Source organism: Pseudoalteromonas sp. JSTW (assembly GCF_013423925.1).
Taxonomy (GTDB): domain Bacteria; phylum Pseudomonadota; class Gammaproteobacteria; order Enterobacterales; family Alteromonadaceae; genus Pseudoalteromonas; species Pseudoalteromonas lipolytica.
The window spans coordinates 2836767-2853707 of sequence record NZ_CP058972.1 but is presented as its reverse complement, the minus strand read 5'-3'; the positions used below and the strand labels follow the sequence as shown (position 1 = coordinate 2853707).

Annotated in this window: 14 protein-coding genes; 10 read left to right on the top strand and 4 right to left on the bottom strand. The window is 42.8% G+C overall.

Annotated elements, in window-relative coordinates; all coding sequences use genetic code 11:
- Window positions 1–11: 11 nt before the first annotated feature.
- From GZH31_RS12865 to GZH31_RS12825, 9 genes are all read left to right on the top strand, one after another.
- Window positions 12–470 (top strand): DUF1249 domain-containing protein, encoded by a 459-nt coding sequence (locus tag GZH31_RS12865; RefSeq protein ID WP_036966122.1) that lies wholly within the window; start codon window positions 12–14, stop codon window positions 468–470.
- Window positions 457–1239 (top strand): metallophosphoesterase, encoded by a 783-nt coding sequence (locus GZH31_RS12860; protein ID WP_036966125.1) that lies wholly within the window; start codon window positions 457–459, stop codon window positions 1237–1239. Before GZH31_RS12865 ends, GZH31_RS12860 begins: the two co-directional genes overlap by 14 nt.
- Window positions 1224–1784 carry a YqiA/YcfP family alpha/beta fold hydrolase gene (locus GZH31_RS12855; protein ID WP_036966129.1) on the top strand — a complete coding sequence of 187 codons (561 nt, stop codon included), beginning with the start codon at window positions 1224–1226 and terminating at the stop codon, window positions 1782–1784. Before GZH31_RS12860 ends, GZH31_RS12855 begins: the two co-directional genes overlap by 16 nt.
- Before the next feature lie 33 nt (window positions 1785–1817).
- Window positions 1818–3707, top strand: a complete 1890-nt coding sequence (gene parE / locus GZH31_RS12850; RefSeq protein WP_036966132.1) for a DNA topoisomerase IV subunit B — start codon at window positions 1818–1820, stop codon at window positions 3705–3707.
- A 49-nt stretch (window positions 3708–3756) separates the two neighbouring features.
- Window positions 3757–4857 carry a sorbosone dehydrogenase family protein gene (locus tag GZH31_RS12845; protein ID WP_036966136.1) on the top strand — a complete coding sequence of 367 codons (1101 nt, stop codon included), beginning with the start codon at window positions 3757–3759 and terminating at the stop codon, window positions 4855–4857.
- A 10-nt stretch (window positions 4858–4867) separates the two neighbouring features.
- Complete coding sequence (parC, locus tag GZH31_RS12840) at window positions 4868–7165, top strand: DNA topoisomerase IV subunit A (protein WP_036966139.1); 2298 nt, start codon at window positions 4868–4870, stop codon at window positions 7163–7165.
- Between the two features lie 140 nt (window positions 7166–7305).
- Window positions 7306–8019, top strand: a complete 714-nt coding sequence (locus tag GZH31_RS12835) for a 1-acylglycerol-3-phosphate O-acyltransferase (protein WP_036966142.1) — start codon at window positions 7306–7308, stop codon at window positions 8017–8019.
- On the top strand, window positions 8019–8354 hold the full coding sequence (rraB, locus tag GZH31_RS12830) for a ribonuclease E inhibitor RraB (RefSeq protein WP_036966145.1): 336 nt from the start codon (window positions 8019–8021) through the stop codon (window positions 8352–8354). The genes GZH31_RS12835 and rraB overlap by 1 nt, the downstream gene beginning before the upstream one ends.
- Before the next feature lie 258 nt (window positions 8355–8612).
- A complete protein-coding gene (locus tag GZH31_RS12825; RefSeq protein WP_074988927.1) occupies window positions 8613–9830 on the top strand; it encodes an HD-GYP domain-containing protein in 1218 nt (405 codons plus the stop codon).
- Here the strand turns inward: GZH31_RS12825 and GZH31_RS12820 are convergent.
- Window positions 9790–10113 carry a hypothetical protein gene (locus tag GZH31_RS12820; RefSeq protein WP_036966150.1) on the bottom strand — a complete coding sequence of 108 codons (324 nt, stop codon included), beginning with the start codon at window positions 10111–10113 and terminating at the stop codon, window positions 9790–9792. The two genes, GZH31_RS12825 and GZH31_RS12820, sit on opposite strands and share 41 nt — an antisense overlap.
- A gap of 334 nt (window positions 10114–10447) precedes the next feature.
- On the opposite strand from GZH31_RS12820, the gene GZH31_RS12815 reads away from it, so the two are divergent.
- Complete coding sequence (locus GZH31_RS12815) at window positions 10448–11725, top strand: outer membrane protein transport protein (protein ID WP_036966153.1); 1278 nt, start codon at window positions 10448–10450, stop codon at window positions 11723–11725.
- Between the two features lie 127 nt (window positions 11726–11852).
- Here the strand turns inward: GZH31_RS12815 and GZH31_RS12810 are convergent, their stop codons facing one another.
- From GZH31_RS12810 to pepA, 3 genes are all read right to left on the bottom strand, one after another.
- Window positions 11853–14708: a valine--tRNA ligase gene (locus GZH31_RS12810; protein WP_065979700.1), complete on the bottom strand. Its 2856-nt coding sequence runs from the start codon at window positions 14706–14708 to the stop codon at window positions 11853–11855.
- 23 nt (window positions 14709–14731) lie between these two features.
- Entirely contained in the window at window positions 14732–15178 is a 447-nt protein-coding gene (locus GZH31_RS12805) for a DNA polymerase III subunit chi (RefSeq protein WP_036966161.1), read from the bottom strand.
- 126 nt (window positions 15179–15304) lie between these two features.
- Window positions 15305–16819, bottom strand: coding sequence for a leucyl aminopeptidase (gene pepA / locus GZH31_RS12800; protein ID WP_036966165.1), 1515 nt, complete (start codon window positions 16817–16819; stop codon window positions 15305–15307).
- Between the last annotated feature and the right edge of the window lie 122 nt (window positions 16820–16941).

Here is a 16941-nt window from a genome sequence, read left to right as displayed (position 1 = left end):
TAGGGGGCATTTTGACGTACGTCACGGCTGAACAACGTTACATTCAGAGCTTACCTAAGTACTTAACTTTGTGTGAGCACAATTATGTGCGTGCATTAAAGTTACTTCCTCAAGAGCGTCAAGTTGACCAAGAACGCAAAGTTCAGTTGGGAAGTAGTACCTTTGTGGTCAAAATTGACAATACAGCAAAGTACACCATGGATATCTCGATTAGTCAGGAAGCGGGACACGTACATTCGGTTAAACCGCTGTATTTAACCGTTCGTATGTACCATGATGCGAAAGTCGCCGAAATAATTCATCATGATTTTCATCAGCGCATTAAACCTTCGTATGCTTATCCTAATCCAAATATGCATCAAAAAGACGAGAAATATCAGCTGAATGCTTTTTTATATGACTGGTTAGTGGCTTGTGTTGAAAATGGTCGCGCAGTATTAAATTGGGATGTTAACAATGGCTTGGTTTAGCGACGCTTACCATTTTGAAAAATCGCAGTTAACGGTTGCCCATATTACAGATTGTCACTTATTTAAAGATCAAAGTGGCGAGTACTTTGGGGTTAATACCGCAGAGTATTTTGCACGTTGTTTAGCCGCAATTGCAGAACATCAAGTCGACTGCGTTGTATTTGGTGGTGACTTAACGCAAGATCATAGCAGCGATTCATACCAGTTATTCGCTAAACTAATTGCGGATTCACCGTTGTTGTGTCCCGTATTTTGGTTGCCGGGTAATCACGATGAGTTACAGGAATACCATGCGATTGCGGGTTCTCACATTTTAAGCCATAAGCGAATTACTTTTCAGGGTGGGCAATTATTGTTGGCTAACTCGAAAGGTGCAACACCTGCGGGGTGGGTAAAGCAGGCGCATTTAGAGGAGCTTAGTAAGGGAGTGGATGACACACCTAGTGTGGTGTTTTGTCATCATAACCCATTACCTATAAACGGTTATCTCGATAAACACCTCCTTGAAAATGGCCCGCAATTGTTAAATGCGTTGGTGAACACTCATCACTGCATCGCGTTGTTTCATGGTCACGTTCATCATGATTATAAGTATGCATTTCGCGGCTTGAATATATACGCAACACCCGCAAGCTCCATCCAGTTTACCAAGCAAACTACACAGTGGCAGCAAGAGGATTTAGGGCCTGCTTTTCGTTTAATTACCCTAAACTTTGATGATACGCATAGCGTGCAGTTAACAACGGATGTAGTATGGCTAAACGGGTAATTTATATTCATGGCTTTAACAGCTCTGAAAAGTCTTATAAAGCGGTGCGTTTTGGTGAGCATATGGCGCAATTTGATGTTGACTATCAAGTGCCTCGTTTAACCCATGAGCCATTGCATGCCATGCTACAGCTAGAGCAGCTCATCACGGCAGATACCGTGTTGTTAGGCAGTTCGCTTGGTGGGTTTTATGCGACGTATTTGTCGCAGCGTTATGGCCTCCCTGCTGTTGTCATTAATCCCGCGGTTCGTCCTTTTGAGCTGCTTGATAATCTCTTGGGACCAAACTATAACCCGTATCAAAATGTTCATTATGAGCTTGATAAGCGGCATATGGATGCATTGCGCAGCTTGTATTTAGCGCAAATAAAAACGCCGTCATTACTCTATTTGTTACAGCAAACAGGCGACGAAGTACTGCCTTATCAAGAGGCGGTTAAATATTATTCTCAGTGTAAGCAACGCGTTGAATTTGGAGGCGATCATAGTTTTATCGGCTTCGAACAAACCTTTGCAAGTATTGTAGATTTTCTTAAAATCACGTAAAACATAGCTAAGCGCATAAAAGATATAAAAACTATGAGTCAGCAAAATTATAACGCCGAAGCAATTGAAGTCTTAAACGGGTTAGAACCTGTTAAACGCCGCCCTGGTATGTATACCGACACGGTGCGTCCTAATCACTTAGGCCAAGAGGTTATCGATAACAGTGTCGATGAAGCAATGGCAGGCCATGCAACAAAAATAGATGTCATTCTTCATGAAGATAACTCATTAGAAGTCATTGATGATGGCCGAGGGATGCCAATCGATATTCACCCTGAAGAAGGAATTCCCGGGGTAGAGCTTATTTTTACCAAGCTACATGCAGGTGGTAAGTTCTCAAATAAGAACTATCAATTCTCAGGTGGTTTGCACGGCGTAGGTATTTCGGTTGTGAATGCGCTATCTACTCGTGTTGAAGTGACTGTTCGCCGCGATGCGCAGCAATTTAGAATGGCCTTTGAACACGGCGATAAAGTCGAAGACTTAAACGTAATTGGCACGGTTGGTAAGCGTAACACCGGGACAACGGTTCGTTTTTGGCCTGATGCCAGCTATTTTGACTCAGCGAACTTTTCGATCACCAAGCTTAATCACTTATTAAAAGCCAAAGCCGTATTATGCCCAGGTTTGCGCATCAAGTTTACCAATAAGCAAACTAAAGAAACACTCGAGTGGTACTACGAAACAGGCCTAAAAGACTATTTAAATGAGGCTGTAAAAGGCTTTGATGTCTTGCCTAAAGAGCCGTTTATAGGTGAGTTTGCCAGCTCAACAGAAGGCGCTGATTGGGCAGTTGTGTGGTTACCTGATGGTGGTGAATCGATTGCCGAGAGCTATGTAAACTTAATTCCAACCGCACAGGGCGGAACCCATGTAAACGGCTTGCGCCAAGGGCTTTTAGAGGCGATGCGTGAGTTTTGTGAGTTTAGAAACTTACTGCCACGTGGTGTAAAACTGACCCCAGATGATATTTGGGAGCGTTGTAGTTATGTGCTGTCAGTTAAAATGCAAGACCCGCAATTTGCAGGTCAAACAAAAGAAAAGCTGTCTTCGCGTTCATGTGCTGCATTTGTGTCTGGTGTGGTGAAAGACTCATTTAGTTTATGGTTAAACGAGCACACCGAAACTGCCGAGTTACTTGCCGATTTATGTATCTCTAATGCGCAACGTCGTTTACGTGCAGCCAAAAAAGTAGTGCGTAAACGCATTACCTCTGGCCCCGCATTACCTGGTAAATTAACCGATTGCAGCGCGCAAGATAATGACCGCACTGAACTATTTTTAGTTGAGGGTGACTCGGCGGGTGGTTCGGCTAAACAAGCACGTGATCGCGAGTTCCAAGCGATTATGCCGCTGCGAGGTAAAATCTTAAATACGTGGGAAGTTGAGTCTGGGCAAATTTTGGCATCGCAAGAAGTGCATGATATTTCGGTGGCACTCGGCATTGACCCTGATTCAAGTGACCTATCAGGTCTGCGCTACAATAAAATCTGTATCTTAGCGGATGCTGACTCGGATGGATTACACATTGCCACCTTGTTGTGTGCATTGTTTGTGCGTCACTTTCCTGCGCTTATCAAAAAAGGCCATGTGTACGTGGCAATGCCCCCCTTATTTCGAATCGACATTGGTAAGGATGTGTATTACGCCCTTGATGAAGACGAAAAAAATGGCATTTTAGCCCGGATAGAAGCAGAGAAAAAACGCGGTAAAGTTAATGTACAACGCTTCAAAGGTCTTGGTGAGATGAATCCGCTGCAATTACGCGAAACCACCATGGATCCTAATACACGTCGCTTAGTGCAGCTAACACTTGATGAAGAAGAGCAAACCATGGAAATGATGGACATGTTGCTTGCTAAAAAGCGTTCTTCAGACCGTCGTCAGTGGCTAGAAGATCACGGTAATCGTGCACAAGTTTAAATATAGAGCTGCAACTTAGTTGCTGAAAATGAATTAAAAGGCAAGAAAAATGAAAAAAATACTGACTTCATTATTATCACTGAGCTTGTTGTCAGCGCCAGTGATGGCAAAAGATATTTTAGATAAACTAACGGTTGCAGATGGCTTCAACGTTAGTTTATTTGCAGATGATGTTGAGAATGCGCGTCAAATTGCCGTTTCTAAAAAAGGCATTGTGTATGTCGGCTCGCGAAAAGCGGGCAATGTTTATGCGCTTATCGATCATAACAGTGATGGTGTAGCAGATAAGAAAATTGTGATAGCCAAAGGGCTCGAAATGCCGTCGGGTTTAGCAATAAAAGACGGCGATTTATACGTTGCTGAAGTGTCACGTATTATTCGTTTTAAAGAAATTGATAAACATTTAAAAGCACCCAAATTTGAGGTGGTTTACGATAAGTTCCCAACCGATCGTCACCATGGCTGGAAGTTTATTAGCTTTGCGCCAACGGGGGAGTTAATTGTTCCTGTTGGTGTACCGTGTAATATTTGTGCAGAAGATGACAAGTACGGCCGTATTTTCTCTTTGGATGTTGATACCAAAGAAATTAAAACGATTGCCAAAGGTGTACGTAATTCAGTGGGCTTTGATTATCACCCAACTACCCATGCTTTTTGGTTCAGTGACAATGGCCGTGACATGATGGGCGATGACATGCCTCCATGCGAGATTAACCGAGTAGGTGAAGGAGAAGAAGGCGCTCATTACGGTTTCCCTTATGTGCATGCAGGGGCTATTTTAGACCCTGAATTTGGCAAAGGTAAGCGTATTGCTGATTACAAATCACCTGCACTGGCGCTGGGGGCGCATGTTGCACCACTCGGTATTCATTTCTACAACGGTAAGCAATTTCCGGCCAACTACAAAGAACAGTTATTTGTTGCTGAGCATGGTTCGTGGAATCGTTCGAAAAAGTCGGGTTATAGAGTCATGCTAGCCAATGTTGAACAAGGCCGTATTACAAAGTACACCCCATTCATTACTGGCTTTATGCAAAATGAAGAAACATTTGGTCGCCCAGTTGCATTTGCAGAACTTGCAGATGGCAGCTTATTGATCTCAGACGATTACGCTAATGCGATTTACCGCGTTAGCGCTAAGAAAAAATAGGTAAGCGTTAATGAGTGATACAGATACCTTGCTGATGCAGGGCATAGAACAACAAACAATGGGGCGCTTTACTGAAGACGCCTATTTAAATTATTCGATGTACGTCATTATGGACCGCGCCTTACCGCATGTAGGCGATGGTCTAAAACCTGTACAGCGCCGTATTATTTATGCGATGAGTGAGCTGGGCTTATCGGCACAAGCAAAATATAAAAAATCAGCGCGTACCGTGGGTGATGTTTTAGGTAAATACCATCCACATGGTGACAGCGCATGTTACGAAGCCATGGTCTTAATGGCGCAGCCGTTTTCTTACCGTTATCCGCTGGTGGATGGGCAAGGTAACTGGGGGGCCGCGGATGATCCTAAGTCATTTGCTGCAATGCGTTATACCGAAGCACGTTTATCAAAGTTCTCAGAAGTTTTACTTAAAGAGCTTGGGCAGGGAACTGTTGATTGGACGGCTAACTTTGATGGCACATTAGATGAGCCGATGGTGCTGCCTGCTCGTTTACCGCATATTTTACTTAATGGTGTGACGGGTATTGCGGTGGGGATGGCAACCGATATTCCACCACACAATGTGCGTGAAGTGGCGAGTGCATGTTGTTTATTACTCGATAAACCAAAAACTGAAATCGAAGAACTGCTGGAATTAGTGCATGCGCCTGATTACCCAACAGAAGCTGAGATCATCACACCAAAAGACGATATTCGTAAAATTTATCAAACTGGTCGTGGTTCAATTAAAATGCGGGCAATCTACACCGAAGAACACGGTGATATTGTTATTACGGCGCTACCGCATCAATGTTCAGGTGCTAAGGTACTTGAACAAATAGCGGCGCAAATGAATGCGAAAAAGCTGCCAATGGTGGCAGATTTACGTGATGAATCTGATCACGAAAACCCAACGCGTATCGTTATTGTACCGCGCTCAAATCGCATTAAAGCAGAGCCATTAATGGCCCACTTATTTGCGACAACCGATTTAGAAAAGAACTACCGCGTAAACTTAAATATGCTGGGTTTAGATGGACGCCCACAAGTAAAAGATTTACTCAGCATTTTAACTGAATGGTTAACGTTCCGCCGTGAAACAGTACGTCGTCGTTTACAGTACCGTTTAGATAAAGTACTTGCGCGCTTACATATTTTAGAAGGTTTATTAACTGCTTTCTTAAATATTGATGAAGTGATTGAAATCATCCGTACTGAAGATAAGCCAAAGCCAGTGCTGATGGAGCGTTTCGCAATAACAGACACGCAAGCCGAAGCGATTTTAGAATTAAAACTACGTCACTTAGCGAAACTTGAAGAGTTTAAAATTAAAGGCGAGCAGGATGAGCTTGCCAAAGAGCGTGATAAATTAGAGCAAACGCTAGGCTCAGATCGTCGTATGTCGACGTTAATGAAGAAAGAAATTCAAGAAGCTGCTGAAATGTACGGAGACGATCGTCGTTCACCTGTTGTTGAGCGTGTTGAAGCAAAAGCATTGAGCGAGAAAGATCTTATTCCATCAGAATCAGTCACTGTTGTGCTGTCTGAAAAAGGCTGGGCACGTGTCGGTAAAGGCCATGATTTAGATGTGGAAGGACTCAGTTATAAATCAGGCGATAACTATAAAGCATCGGCGCGTGGTAAGAGCAACCAGCCTGCGGTGTTCCTTGACTCAAGTGGTCGAGCATTTGCCACGGATGCGCACAGCTTACCGTCAGCGCGAAGCCAAGGTGAGCCAATGACAGGGCGCTTTAATTTAAGCTCTGGGGCTAACTTTGAACATGTGGTGATGGCAGAAGACAATCAAGTATTATTGATGGCTTCAGATGCAGGTTATGGCTTTATTAGCGACTTTAAAGATCTTGTTAGTAAGAACAAGAATGGTAAAGCGCTGGTTAGCGTGCCTAAAGGCGGAGAGCTACTTGCTCCTATCCGTGTGAGTGATGTTGCGACAGATTACTGTATGGCGATTTCAAATGAAGGCCGTATGCTGTTATTCCCATTACGTGATTTACCTAAGCTAAGCAAAGGCAAGGGAAACAAGATTATTTCTATTCCTAGTGCAAAAGTACAAGCCCGTGAAGAGTTTGTAAAAGTACTTGCGGTGGTGCCTGAGGGCAGCAGTGTGACACTTCATGCAGGCAAGCGTAAATTAACCTTAAAACCAAGTGATCTTGAGCATTATCATGGTGAGCGCGGTCGTCGAGGTAATAAGCTACCACGAGGGTTACAGCGTGTAGATGAAGCGGTGGTAGAAATAACACACACCGATGAACCAGACGAATCCTCAACAGATTTGAGTGAATAAATTAAGAAGGCCTGCTAAGCAGGCCTTTTTTATTGCAACGAAAAGAGATTAATATCTTAGCGCACACATGTACGCCAAAAGCTATGGTAATGACATATTTCACGTTATAATGCGCGCTGATTTACTCGAGGAGAATCCGTTTGTTAGCTGTTTTTCGTATTATTATCATGGCGTTATTTATTGTTTTAAGCTGTGTGTTTGGTTTGCTTTTATGCATTTTTAAACCATTTCACAATAATAATGTGCACATTGTTTCAGGTTGGTTTAGTAAAATGGCGGTGTTGCTAGGCGTTAAGCTTGAGCTGACTTATCACCCTGACGCTAAAAATGTGGGTCCAGCAGTGTATGTAGCAAATCATCAAAACAACTACGACATATTCACCTTACCCGCGATGGTGCCAGAAAATTGTGTCAGCCTTGGTAAGAAAAGCTTAAAGTGGATTCCGTTTTTTGGTCAGCTATACTGGCTTTCAGGTAATATTTTAATTGACCGTGCAAACCGCTCAAAAGCAGCGGGTACCATTTCTAAATCAGCCGAAAAAATAAAGCAAAAAGGTCTGTCTGTGTGGATGTTCCCAGAGGGAACTCGGAGTTATGGTCGCGGTTTACTGCCTTTTAAAACGGGGGCATTTCATACCGCAATGAGTGCCGATGTCCCCATTGTGCCTGTTTGTATGAGTACCACGCATAAAACTATTAAGCTAAACCGCTTAGACAATGGTACAATTTACCTTGAAATGTTAGCGCCGATTTATCTTGATAAAGACGTAACTGCACGTGAGCATGCGTCGCATGTTCATAATATTATGGCTGCTAAAATAACTGAATTAGATGCTCAAGTGAGAAATAAATAATGGAAAATTGGCGCGAAATTAGTGAAGACATTGTTACTTCACTCCTTGAAGATGGCTCAGATCCTGAAGTACTGTATGAAGTTGAACATCACTTCGTAAGTGAAAACTTCGAAAAATTAGAGCAAGCTGCGCTAGCCGCATTTAAACTTGGCTACGATGTTGAAGAACCTGCAGAACTTGAGCTAGAAGATGGCCAAAAAGTATGGAGCTTTGACGTCGTTGTTGAAGCTGAGCTTGACGTTGAAGTCATAATGGAAGATGTTGATAAATTAGAAGCCCTTGCACAGCAATGTGACGTTGAGTATGACGGTTGGGGCACATACTTTCAGGAATAAAATGTAGCAGCGGGTTTACCCCGCGTTACTGTTTGAATTATGGCGCGATATACAATCGCGCTTATAATTTCCTAACCTCTAACCTCTAACCTCTAACCTTTAACTTCTAACTTCTAACTTCTAACTTCTAACTTCTAACTTCTAACTTCTAACTTCTAAAATTAACTCATACCTATTTCGTATTCGAGACTTGATCTATAGACATTTTTTTCGGTTGGGCGATAATGAAAACTCGATTTTTTATGCACTAACCTTTTTATGTTAATCACCTTACCGATTGCCGAACTTGTACCAGGGATGTTTGTTGACAGTGTCAGTAAGCAACAAGAACACATAAACAGCATTAAAATAAAAACGCGTGGTTTAGTGCGTGATAAAACCATTATTAAGCGTTTAATTTCTGAGGGCGTTGAAGAACTCCTTATCGATTTTGCTCAGAGTGATGTTGCGCTTCCTAAAAAATACCAACCAGTTGCAGAACCAAGCAAACCCATTGTAGAGCAAACTGACGCCCTTAATACTAAGTCGCACGCTGTAACGGTTGAGCAGGAGTTTCTTAAGGCGAGTGTTCACTACGAACAGTACAGCCGTAAATTACAAGCACTTTACTCAGACATCACCGCGGGTCTGAAAATGAATATGAGTTTATTAGATGATATTGCGGTTGATATTGTCGGCTCTGTGTTTCGGAATCACAATGCGCTGACGATATTAACGCGTCTTAAAGACAAGCATATCTATAATTGGCGTCATATGATTAATACCGCAATTTTAGTCAGTGTGTTTGCTAAGTATCTAGGCTACAAAGAAAAAACGATAAAAGAACTTGCTATGGGAGCGCTTTTGCATGATATAGGGCAAGCAAAAATGCCGCAAGGAGTGCTATCAAAGCCCAGTGCATTGAATGACACAGAAATGCAGGTTGTTAGAAAACATGTCGCACAAAGCTTAGGTGTGATTAAAGGTGAAAAGGGAATTAGCCCGTTAATGCTTGATATGGTCGTTAATCATCATGAACGCTTAGATGGCAGTGGCTACCCGCGTGGCATTGGCGCTGAAAAGCTGAGTCGGCCAGCGCGAATGATGGCTATAGTCGATGTGTATGATGCAATGACAGCAGACCGCCCTCATCAATTAGGCGAAGAGCCTATCTCGGCATTACGTTACTTGTTGGCTAATAAGCACCTGTTTGACTCAGAACTTGTACAGCGGTTTATTAAGTGCTTGGGAGTACATCCAGTTGGCACAATTGTTAAGCTTAACAATGAACGCCTTGCGTTAGTGATGGAAGGGAATCACGAGAACCCTATAAAGCCTAAAGTAAAAATATTCTATAATGCTAAACACAAGCACCATATTACCGCTAAAGATGTTAATTTAAGCGAAAACCATGAATTAAAGATTGTTGCTAGTATCAAACCGCTTGATTACCAGCTTAATTTGGCTCGTTTGTTAAAAGAGCATTTGCTTGTTTAGCTTTAGTGCAGCGCTTTTTGGCATTACGTTTAGCTGAAATAAATGCACCACTAAAACAACTTACCATTAATACCAACCACAATAATGTGCCTTTTTCGACATGCAAAGCAACACAACACAACAATAACGACAGAACCGCGCTGCACATCGCACCTAACCAATACTGATTAACGGGGTTATCGCACTCACCGGCTTTGGTACAAGCACAGTAGTTTGCTTTACAGAAGTAGTAAACACTGACTCCACATAAGAGCAATGCAGTAAAAATAAAAGCGATTTCCATAACCACGCCTAATCCATTAACACACTGTTTTTAGTCTAAAGCGATGCTAAAAAGATGTCAATGCAAATGATAATTGATATCAATTGCTGTTTGTTACTAGAGATCTGATGAGTTTTAATAGGTTGTTATCTTGTTGTTAAAATGTGGGTTTTTTACCTATTTCTAACGAAAAATTACAGTTTTTTGATCTTAATTAAGGTAATGTTCGAAAGTTTGTAATTATTAGAATAAAACATCTAATACCAACATGTAGCGCTAACTTTAAAAGCTAACTAGCTGGTTGCACTATAAATTGGTATCGCTAACGCATTAGATTGCAAGAGGACACAGATTTATGAAGTTCACTAAAACATTAATTGCAGCATCACTTGCTGTTGTTTCTGCTGACAGCTTTGCTGCAGCTTTCCAATTAGCAGAGCAAAATGTATCGGGTTTAGGCCGTGCATACGCAGGTGAAGCAGCCGTTGCTGATGATGCTTCAGTTGTAGCTCGTAACCCTGCACTTATGTCTTTATTCAAAGACAAGCAAATTTCAGTGGCAGGCATTGCTGTTATTCCAGACGTAAGCTTAAAAGGCCAGAGCGCTGCATATGGTTTAGATGCAAACTCAATTGATGATGATAGCATCGCTCCATCTGCATTTATTCCTGCGGGTTACTTCACCATGCCATTAAATGACAAAGTGTCGTTAGGTTTTGGTGCTTTTTCTAACTTTGGTCTTTCAACTGAGTTTAATGACGACTATGCGGCAGGCTCGATTGCGGGTGAAACTGAAATCGTAACTGTTAACATGAATGCCAGTGCATCGTACAAAATCAACGAGCAGTTCAGCGTAGGTCTTGGCTTAAACTATGTTTACGCTGATGCAAAAGTAGTTCGTAATGCCGGTGCTAACCCATTTGGTATCCCTGCGAATACGCAAATTGCTCACCTTGAAGGTGACGATTACGGTTTTGGTTGGAACGTGGGTGCAATGTACCAACTTGATGAAAATAACCGCTTTGGCTTTAGCTACCGCAGCGAAACAGATATCGATTTTGAAGGTGAGTACTCAAACCAATTACCTGCAGCTGTGGGTGGTTTAGCGGGCATGACTGTACCTGGCGAGCTAAAATTAACATTACCAGCGATTGCTGAGTTCTCTGGTTCACACCAATTAGACAAAAAGCTAGGCGTACACTACAGCATTTTATGGACTGGTTGGGATAGCTTCCAGAAATTAGAAGCGTATACACCAAGCCGTGAAACGCCTGTTTTCTCTAAAGAAGAGAATTTCTCTGATTCAATGCGTTACTCAATTGGTACTGACTATCAGTACAGCGATGCGTTATTACTTCGTGCAGGTATTGCCTACGATGAATCGCCAGCTGATCAATCACACCTTTCAATCTCTATTCCTGATACAGACCGTTTCTGGTTCTCGTTCGGTGGTAATTACGCATTTAGCGAAAACTCAAATATCGACTTAGGTGTGAGTATTCTTCGTGGTAAAACACAAAACTTCACTGAAAAAGATAGTTTAGCAGCGTCACTTGGCCAAAATGTTTCATGGGAATATGAATCAAAAGGTCATGCTGTACTATTAGGTGCTCAGTATAACTACACATTTTAATATTTAAGGCGATTTTTATACTGTGTAAAAATCGCTGATACTTATTAGAAATTAAAAAAGCCGCATCATGAAATACCATGATGCGGCTTTTTTGTAAGCGCGAATTAATCGCGCTTAGTGTATGGCGTTATAGGCTCTCTATTTTCGCCTTTTGCGCTAATAGTTTGTCTTTTGCATCTGTAAACTCAGCAAGCTTAGCGTGCTCTTTAGCAAGAACTGCTTCAGGTGCGTTGTTCACAAACTTTTCGTTGGCAAGTTTATTTTGTACTTGCGCTAAGCCTTTTTCAGCTTTTTCTAGCTGCTTAGCAATACGACCAAGCTCAGCTTCAACATCAATTAAGCCAGCCATTGGGATCATGATTTCCAAGTTGCCAACATACGATGTTGCACACGCTGGCGCATCGTCTTTATTTTCAAGCAGCGTGAACGCTTCAAGCTTAGCAAGTGATGCTAAGAATGCTTCGTTATCAGCTAAACGGCGCGTGTCTTCATCTGATGCATTAGCCAGTAAAACCGACAATGGTTTACTTGGGCTAATATCCATTTCACCACGGATATTACGGATAGCTAGAATGAACTGTTTAACCCACTCTAGGTCGTCCATTGCTTGGCTGTCGACGTTTGCAGCTGTGTATACAGGGAAAGCTTGCACCATAATACTGGTGTTTGCAGTTTCAATACCCGCCAGCGGAGCAACACGTTGCCAGATTGTTTCTGTGATATAAGGCATCATTGGGTGCATTAAGCGCAGTAAGCTTTCTAATACCGTGATAAGAGTATGACGCGTACCACGTTGTTGTGCTTCGTTGCCTTTGAATAATACCGGCTTAGTAAGCTCTAAATACCAATCACAGAATTGGTTCCATGTGAACTCGTAGATAGTGTTTGCAGCAAGGTCAAAACGGTAGTTTTCTAGGTGCTCTGTGTAGGTTTTAACCGTGGCTTCAAATTGACCTAAAATCCAACGGTCAGCCAGTGAATACTGCTTTTCAGCCTCAGTATTAAAACCACAATCTTGCTCTTCCGTATTCATTAATACGTAACGGCTCGCATTCCATAGTTTATTACAGAAGTTACGATAACCTTCAAGGCGGTTCATATCCCAGTTTATATCACGGCCTGTTGAAGCCATTGCCGCTAATGTGAAACGTAGGGCATCTGTACCGTGTGCTTCAATACCATTTTCGAATGTTTTACGGGTATTCTTTTCAATCTTCTTCGCAAGCTGTGGCTGCATCATGTTGCCAGTGCGCTTTTCAACGAGACTTTCAAGGTCGATACCGTCAATCATATCGATTGGGTCAAGTACGTTACCTTTTGATTTAGACATTTTGTCGCCGTTTTCATCACGGATAAGACCGGTGACATAAACGGTTTTAAATGGAACTTGTGGCTTGCCGTCTTCATCTTTGATGAAGTGCATGGTCATCATGATCATACGCGCAACCCAGAAGAAGATAATGTCGAAACCGGTTACCAATACATCTGAAGGGTGGAAGGTTTTTAAATCATCTGTGTTTGCAGGCCAACCCTGTGTTGAGAAGGTCCACAGTGCTGATGAAAACCATGTATCAAGTACGTCTTCGTCTTGTTTAAGCGCCACGTTATCAGCAATGTTATTGTCGCGGCGAACTTCTGCTTCGTCACGGCCAACATACACGTTACCTTCGTTGTCGTACCAAGCTGGAATACGATGACCCCACCAAAGTTGACGTGAAATACACCAGTCTTGTACGTCGTTCATCCACGAGAAGTACATGTTCTCATATTGTTGTGGTACAAATTTAATGTCACCGTTTTTAACGGCTTCTTTGGCTGGTTCTGCAAGCGGTGCTACACGCACGTACCATTGGTCTGTTAGTAGAGGCTCAATTACCACACCAGAGCGGTCACCGTAAGGAACCGTTAGGCTGTGGTCTTCAATTTTTTCTAATAAACCCAGTTCTTCAAATTCGCTCACAATTGCCTTGCGCGCATCAAAACGGTCAAGACCGTGCAAGCGTTCAGGAATAGGTGCATCAAGCGCCAGCTCTTTACCGTCGAAAGTATAGCTTTCGCCTTGGCTTAATACTGCCGCATCTTTGTTGAAGATGTTGATCATAGGCAGTTGATGACGTTTGCCTACTTCGTTATCGTTAAAGTCGTGCGCTGGCGTGATTTTCACACACCCCGTGCCTTTTTCCATGTCGGCATGTTCATCGGCAACAATAGGAATACGACGATTGACGATAGGCAATAAAATTTCTTTGCCGATCAGGTCTTGGTAACGCTCATCATCAGGGTTAACAGCCACGCCAGTATCACCTAACATGGTTTCTGGACGCGTTGTTGCTACGATGATGTAGTCTTTACCGTCTTGTGTTTTTACGCCATCAGCGAGTGGATAGCGAAGGTTCCACATATGGCCTTGCTTGTCTTTATTTTCAACTTCAAGATCTGAGATGGCTGTGTGTAACTTAGGATCCCAGTTTACTAGACGCTTACCACGGTAGATTAAATCGTCTTTATGAAGACGTACGAACACTTCTTTTACGGCTTCAGATAGACCTTCGTCCATAGTGAAACGTTCACGGTCCCAATCGACTGACGCACCTAAGCGACGTAATTGTTTGGTAATTGTGCCGCCAGAGTGATTTTTCCACTCCCAAATTTTGTCGATAAATGCATCACGACCTAAGTCATGGCGTGTTTTACCTTCTTCAGCAGCAAGCTTACGCTCAACCAGCATTTGTGTTGCGATACCTGCGTGGTCGGTACCTACTTGCCATAATGTGTTGTTGCCTTGCATACGCTTTAAACGTGTTAGCGTATCCATGATAGTGTCTTGGAATGCGTGGCCCATGTGTAAGCTACCCGTGACGTTTGGTGGCGGGATCATGATTGAGTATGCGTCACCTTGGCCAGATGGTTTAAAGTAGCCTTTTTCTTCCCAGTCTTGATATAAAGACTGTTCAATATCTTGCGGATTGTAGGTTTTATCCATTACACAGAACCTTAAATAAATGCTTAAATGTCAATTTCTTGCGTTGCAATATGGGCGCCCAGTTGGCGAAGCTTTTTAAACCGCTCACGGGCAGCTTGTTTAGCGGTTGGCTCAACGGGAACAAAGTCAAAAACTTGCTGAAAACGGCGAATAAAATCCGGCAGGTGTTCAGCTAAGTTGATTAATATCTTTCTGTTGCCGACAGGTGGCGTCATACCAATTTCTACTGGAGCGCCGCCTTTAGGGCCTTCACCTTGTAGGTTGTGTGGTATGAAACTATCTGGTTCAAATGACCAAATGATGTCGTCGATTGTGTGGGCCGTGTCGATGTTATCGGCGTAAATAAATACGCGATGACCAAGACGATACTGATCCGCAGCGATTTTAGCGGCAAGATCAAAACACGCTTTATCAGCTTGTTGGCTGTTATCATCTTGTTTTAGAACGTAAAATTGTGCGTTCATGCTCATTGTGACGGGCGTCCCCACAGATACACAGATCAAAGCAGAGATTTTGACATAGAACGCGTATTGCTTCAATTAATAAGGCGCCATTTGGCGCCTTATTTAGCGTTACTTACTCTGTAAATAACGTGCTTAGTCGTGGCTTGCTTCGCTAATGCCAGCACGGTTTAGTAAATACTGTGTCAACATTGGCACCGGACGACCCGTTGCACCTTTGTTTTTACCACCACTGCGCCATGCTGTACCAGCGATATCTAAATGCGCCCAATTGTATTTTTTGGTGAATTTAGACAAGAAACACGCAGCAGTAATTGTCCCAGCTGCACGGCCACCTAAGTTGGTGAAATCAGCAAATGGGCTTTCAAGTTGTTCTTGATAATCATCCCACAGTGGCAACTGCCATGCGCGGTCGCCACTTTGCTCAGATGCTTTAAGTAAGTCATGGGCAAGCGGGTTATGATTTGAAAGTAACCCCGTTGCATGCGAACCAAGCGCAATAATACAGGCACCCGTTAAGGTGGCTACATCGACCACGGTATCGGGTTCAAAGCGCTCAACATAGGTGAGTGCATCACACAGCACTAAACGGCCTTCTGCATCCGTATTTAATACTTCAACAGTTTGACCTGACATTGTCGTTAAAATATCACCCGGACGATAAGCATTTGAACCAGGCATGTTTTCACAACCAGCAAGCACACCAACCACATTAATAGGTAACTGCATTTGAGCCAATGCGCGCATTGTGCCAATAACCCCAGCGGCACCGCCCATGTCGTATTTCATTTCATCCATGGCTTCGCCTGGTTTGATTGAAATACCGCCAGAATCAAAGGTTAAACCTTTACCAACGAGTACGATAGGGGCTTGGTCTTTGTCGGCACCTTGGTATTTAATTACCGACATCACAGACTCGTTCGCACTACCACGGCCGACAGCAAGGTATGAATTCATGCCAAGCTCAGCCATTTTTTCTTCACCAATAATTTCAACCGTGACATTGTCAAAGTTGTCGGCAAGCTCTTGTGCTTGCTCACCTAAATACGCTGGGTTACAGATATTAGGTGGCATATTGGCAACGTCTTTACATAATTTACTACCGGCTGCGATAGCTAAACCATGCTCAATTGCACTTTCGCCAATCGTGAGTTCACGGCGTGTCGGTACATTGAAGACAATTTTGCGTAATGGTCGACGAGGGTCGCTTTTTTTACTTTTAAGCTGATTAAATGTGTATAAACAATCTTGTGTCGTTTCAACGGCTTGACGTACTTTCCAATAAGTATCACGGCTTTTAACGTGCTGCTCTGTTAAAAAGCATACCGCTTCCATAGAGCCTGTCTCGTTCAGCGTGTTAATGGTTTTAGAGATGATTTGTTTATATTGTTTGTCGTCCAACTCTCGCTCTTTACCACAGCCTACAAGTAAAACGCGTTCGCTCAGTACATTGGGTACATGATGCAACAACAATACTTGACCAGGCTTACCTTCAAGGTCGCCACGGCGCAGTAAATTTGAAATATAACCATCGCTGATTTTATCTAGCTGTTCACCAATGGGCGATAAACGACGTGGCTCATAAACGCCAACTACAATACATGCGCTACGTTGTTTTTCTGGACTACCACTTTTTACGCTAAATTCCATTGTCACTCCTGATTTTGAGTCGTATAACCTTAGTAAATAAGGGTAAGAAATTCATTTTCGAGTCCTTTCTTACATTTTTTAGTTTATTAACACTAATATTAGCTCATAAACTATGACTCTAT

Bases quoted from the DNA above. Each gene is read 5' to 3' on its own strand.
- GZH31_RS12860 (WP_036966125.1), top strand. From the start codon at position 457: ATGGCTTGGTTTAGCGACGCTTACCATTTTGAAAAATCGCAGTTAACG.
- GZH31_RS12855 (WP_036966129.1), top strand. From the start codon at position 1,224: ATGGCTAAACGGGTAATTTATATTCATGGCTTTAACAGCTCTGAAAAG.
- parE (WP_036966132.1), top strand. From the start codon at position 1,818: ATGAGTCAGCAAAATTATAACGCCGAAGCAATTGAAGTCTTAAACGGG.
- GZH31_RS12845 (WP_036966136.1), top strand. From the start codon at position 3,757: ATGAAAAAAATACTGACTTCATTATTATCACTGAGCTTGTTGTCAGCG.
- parC (WP_036966139.1), top strand. From the start codon at position 4,868: ATGAGTGATACAGATACCTTGCTGATGCAGGGCATAGAACAACAAACA.
- rraB (WP_036966145.1), top strand. From the start codon at position 8,019: ATGGAAAATTGGCGCGAAATTAGTGAAGACATTGTTACTTCACTCCTT.
- GZH31_RS12825 (WP_074988927.1), top strand. From the start codon at position 8,613: ATGTTAATCACCTTACCGATTGCCGAACTTGTACCAGGGATGTTTGTT.
- GZH31_RS12820 (WP_036966150.1), bottom strand. From the start codon at position 10,113: ATGGAAATCGCTTTTATTTTTACTGCATTGCTCTTATGTGGAGTCAGT.
- GZH31_RS12815 (WP_036966153.1), top strand. From the start codon at position 10,448: ATGAAGTTCACTAAAACATTAATTGCAGCATCACTTGCTGTTGTTTCT.
- GZH31_RS12810 (WP_065979700.1), bottom strand. From the start codon at position 14,708: ATGGATAAAACCTACAATCCGCAAGATATTGAACAGTCTTTATATCAA.
- GZH31_RS12805 (WP_036966161.1), bottom strand. From the start codon at position 15,178: ATGAGCATGAACGCACAATTTTACGTTCTAAAACAAGATGATAACAGC.
- pepA (WP_036966165.1), bottom strand. From the start codon at position 16,819: ATGGAATTTAGCGTAAAAAGTGGTAGTCCAGAAAAACAACGTAGCGCA.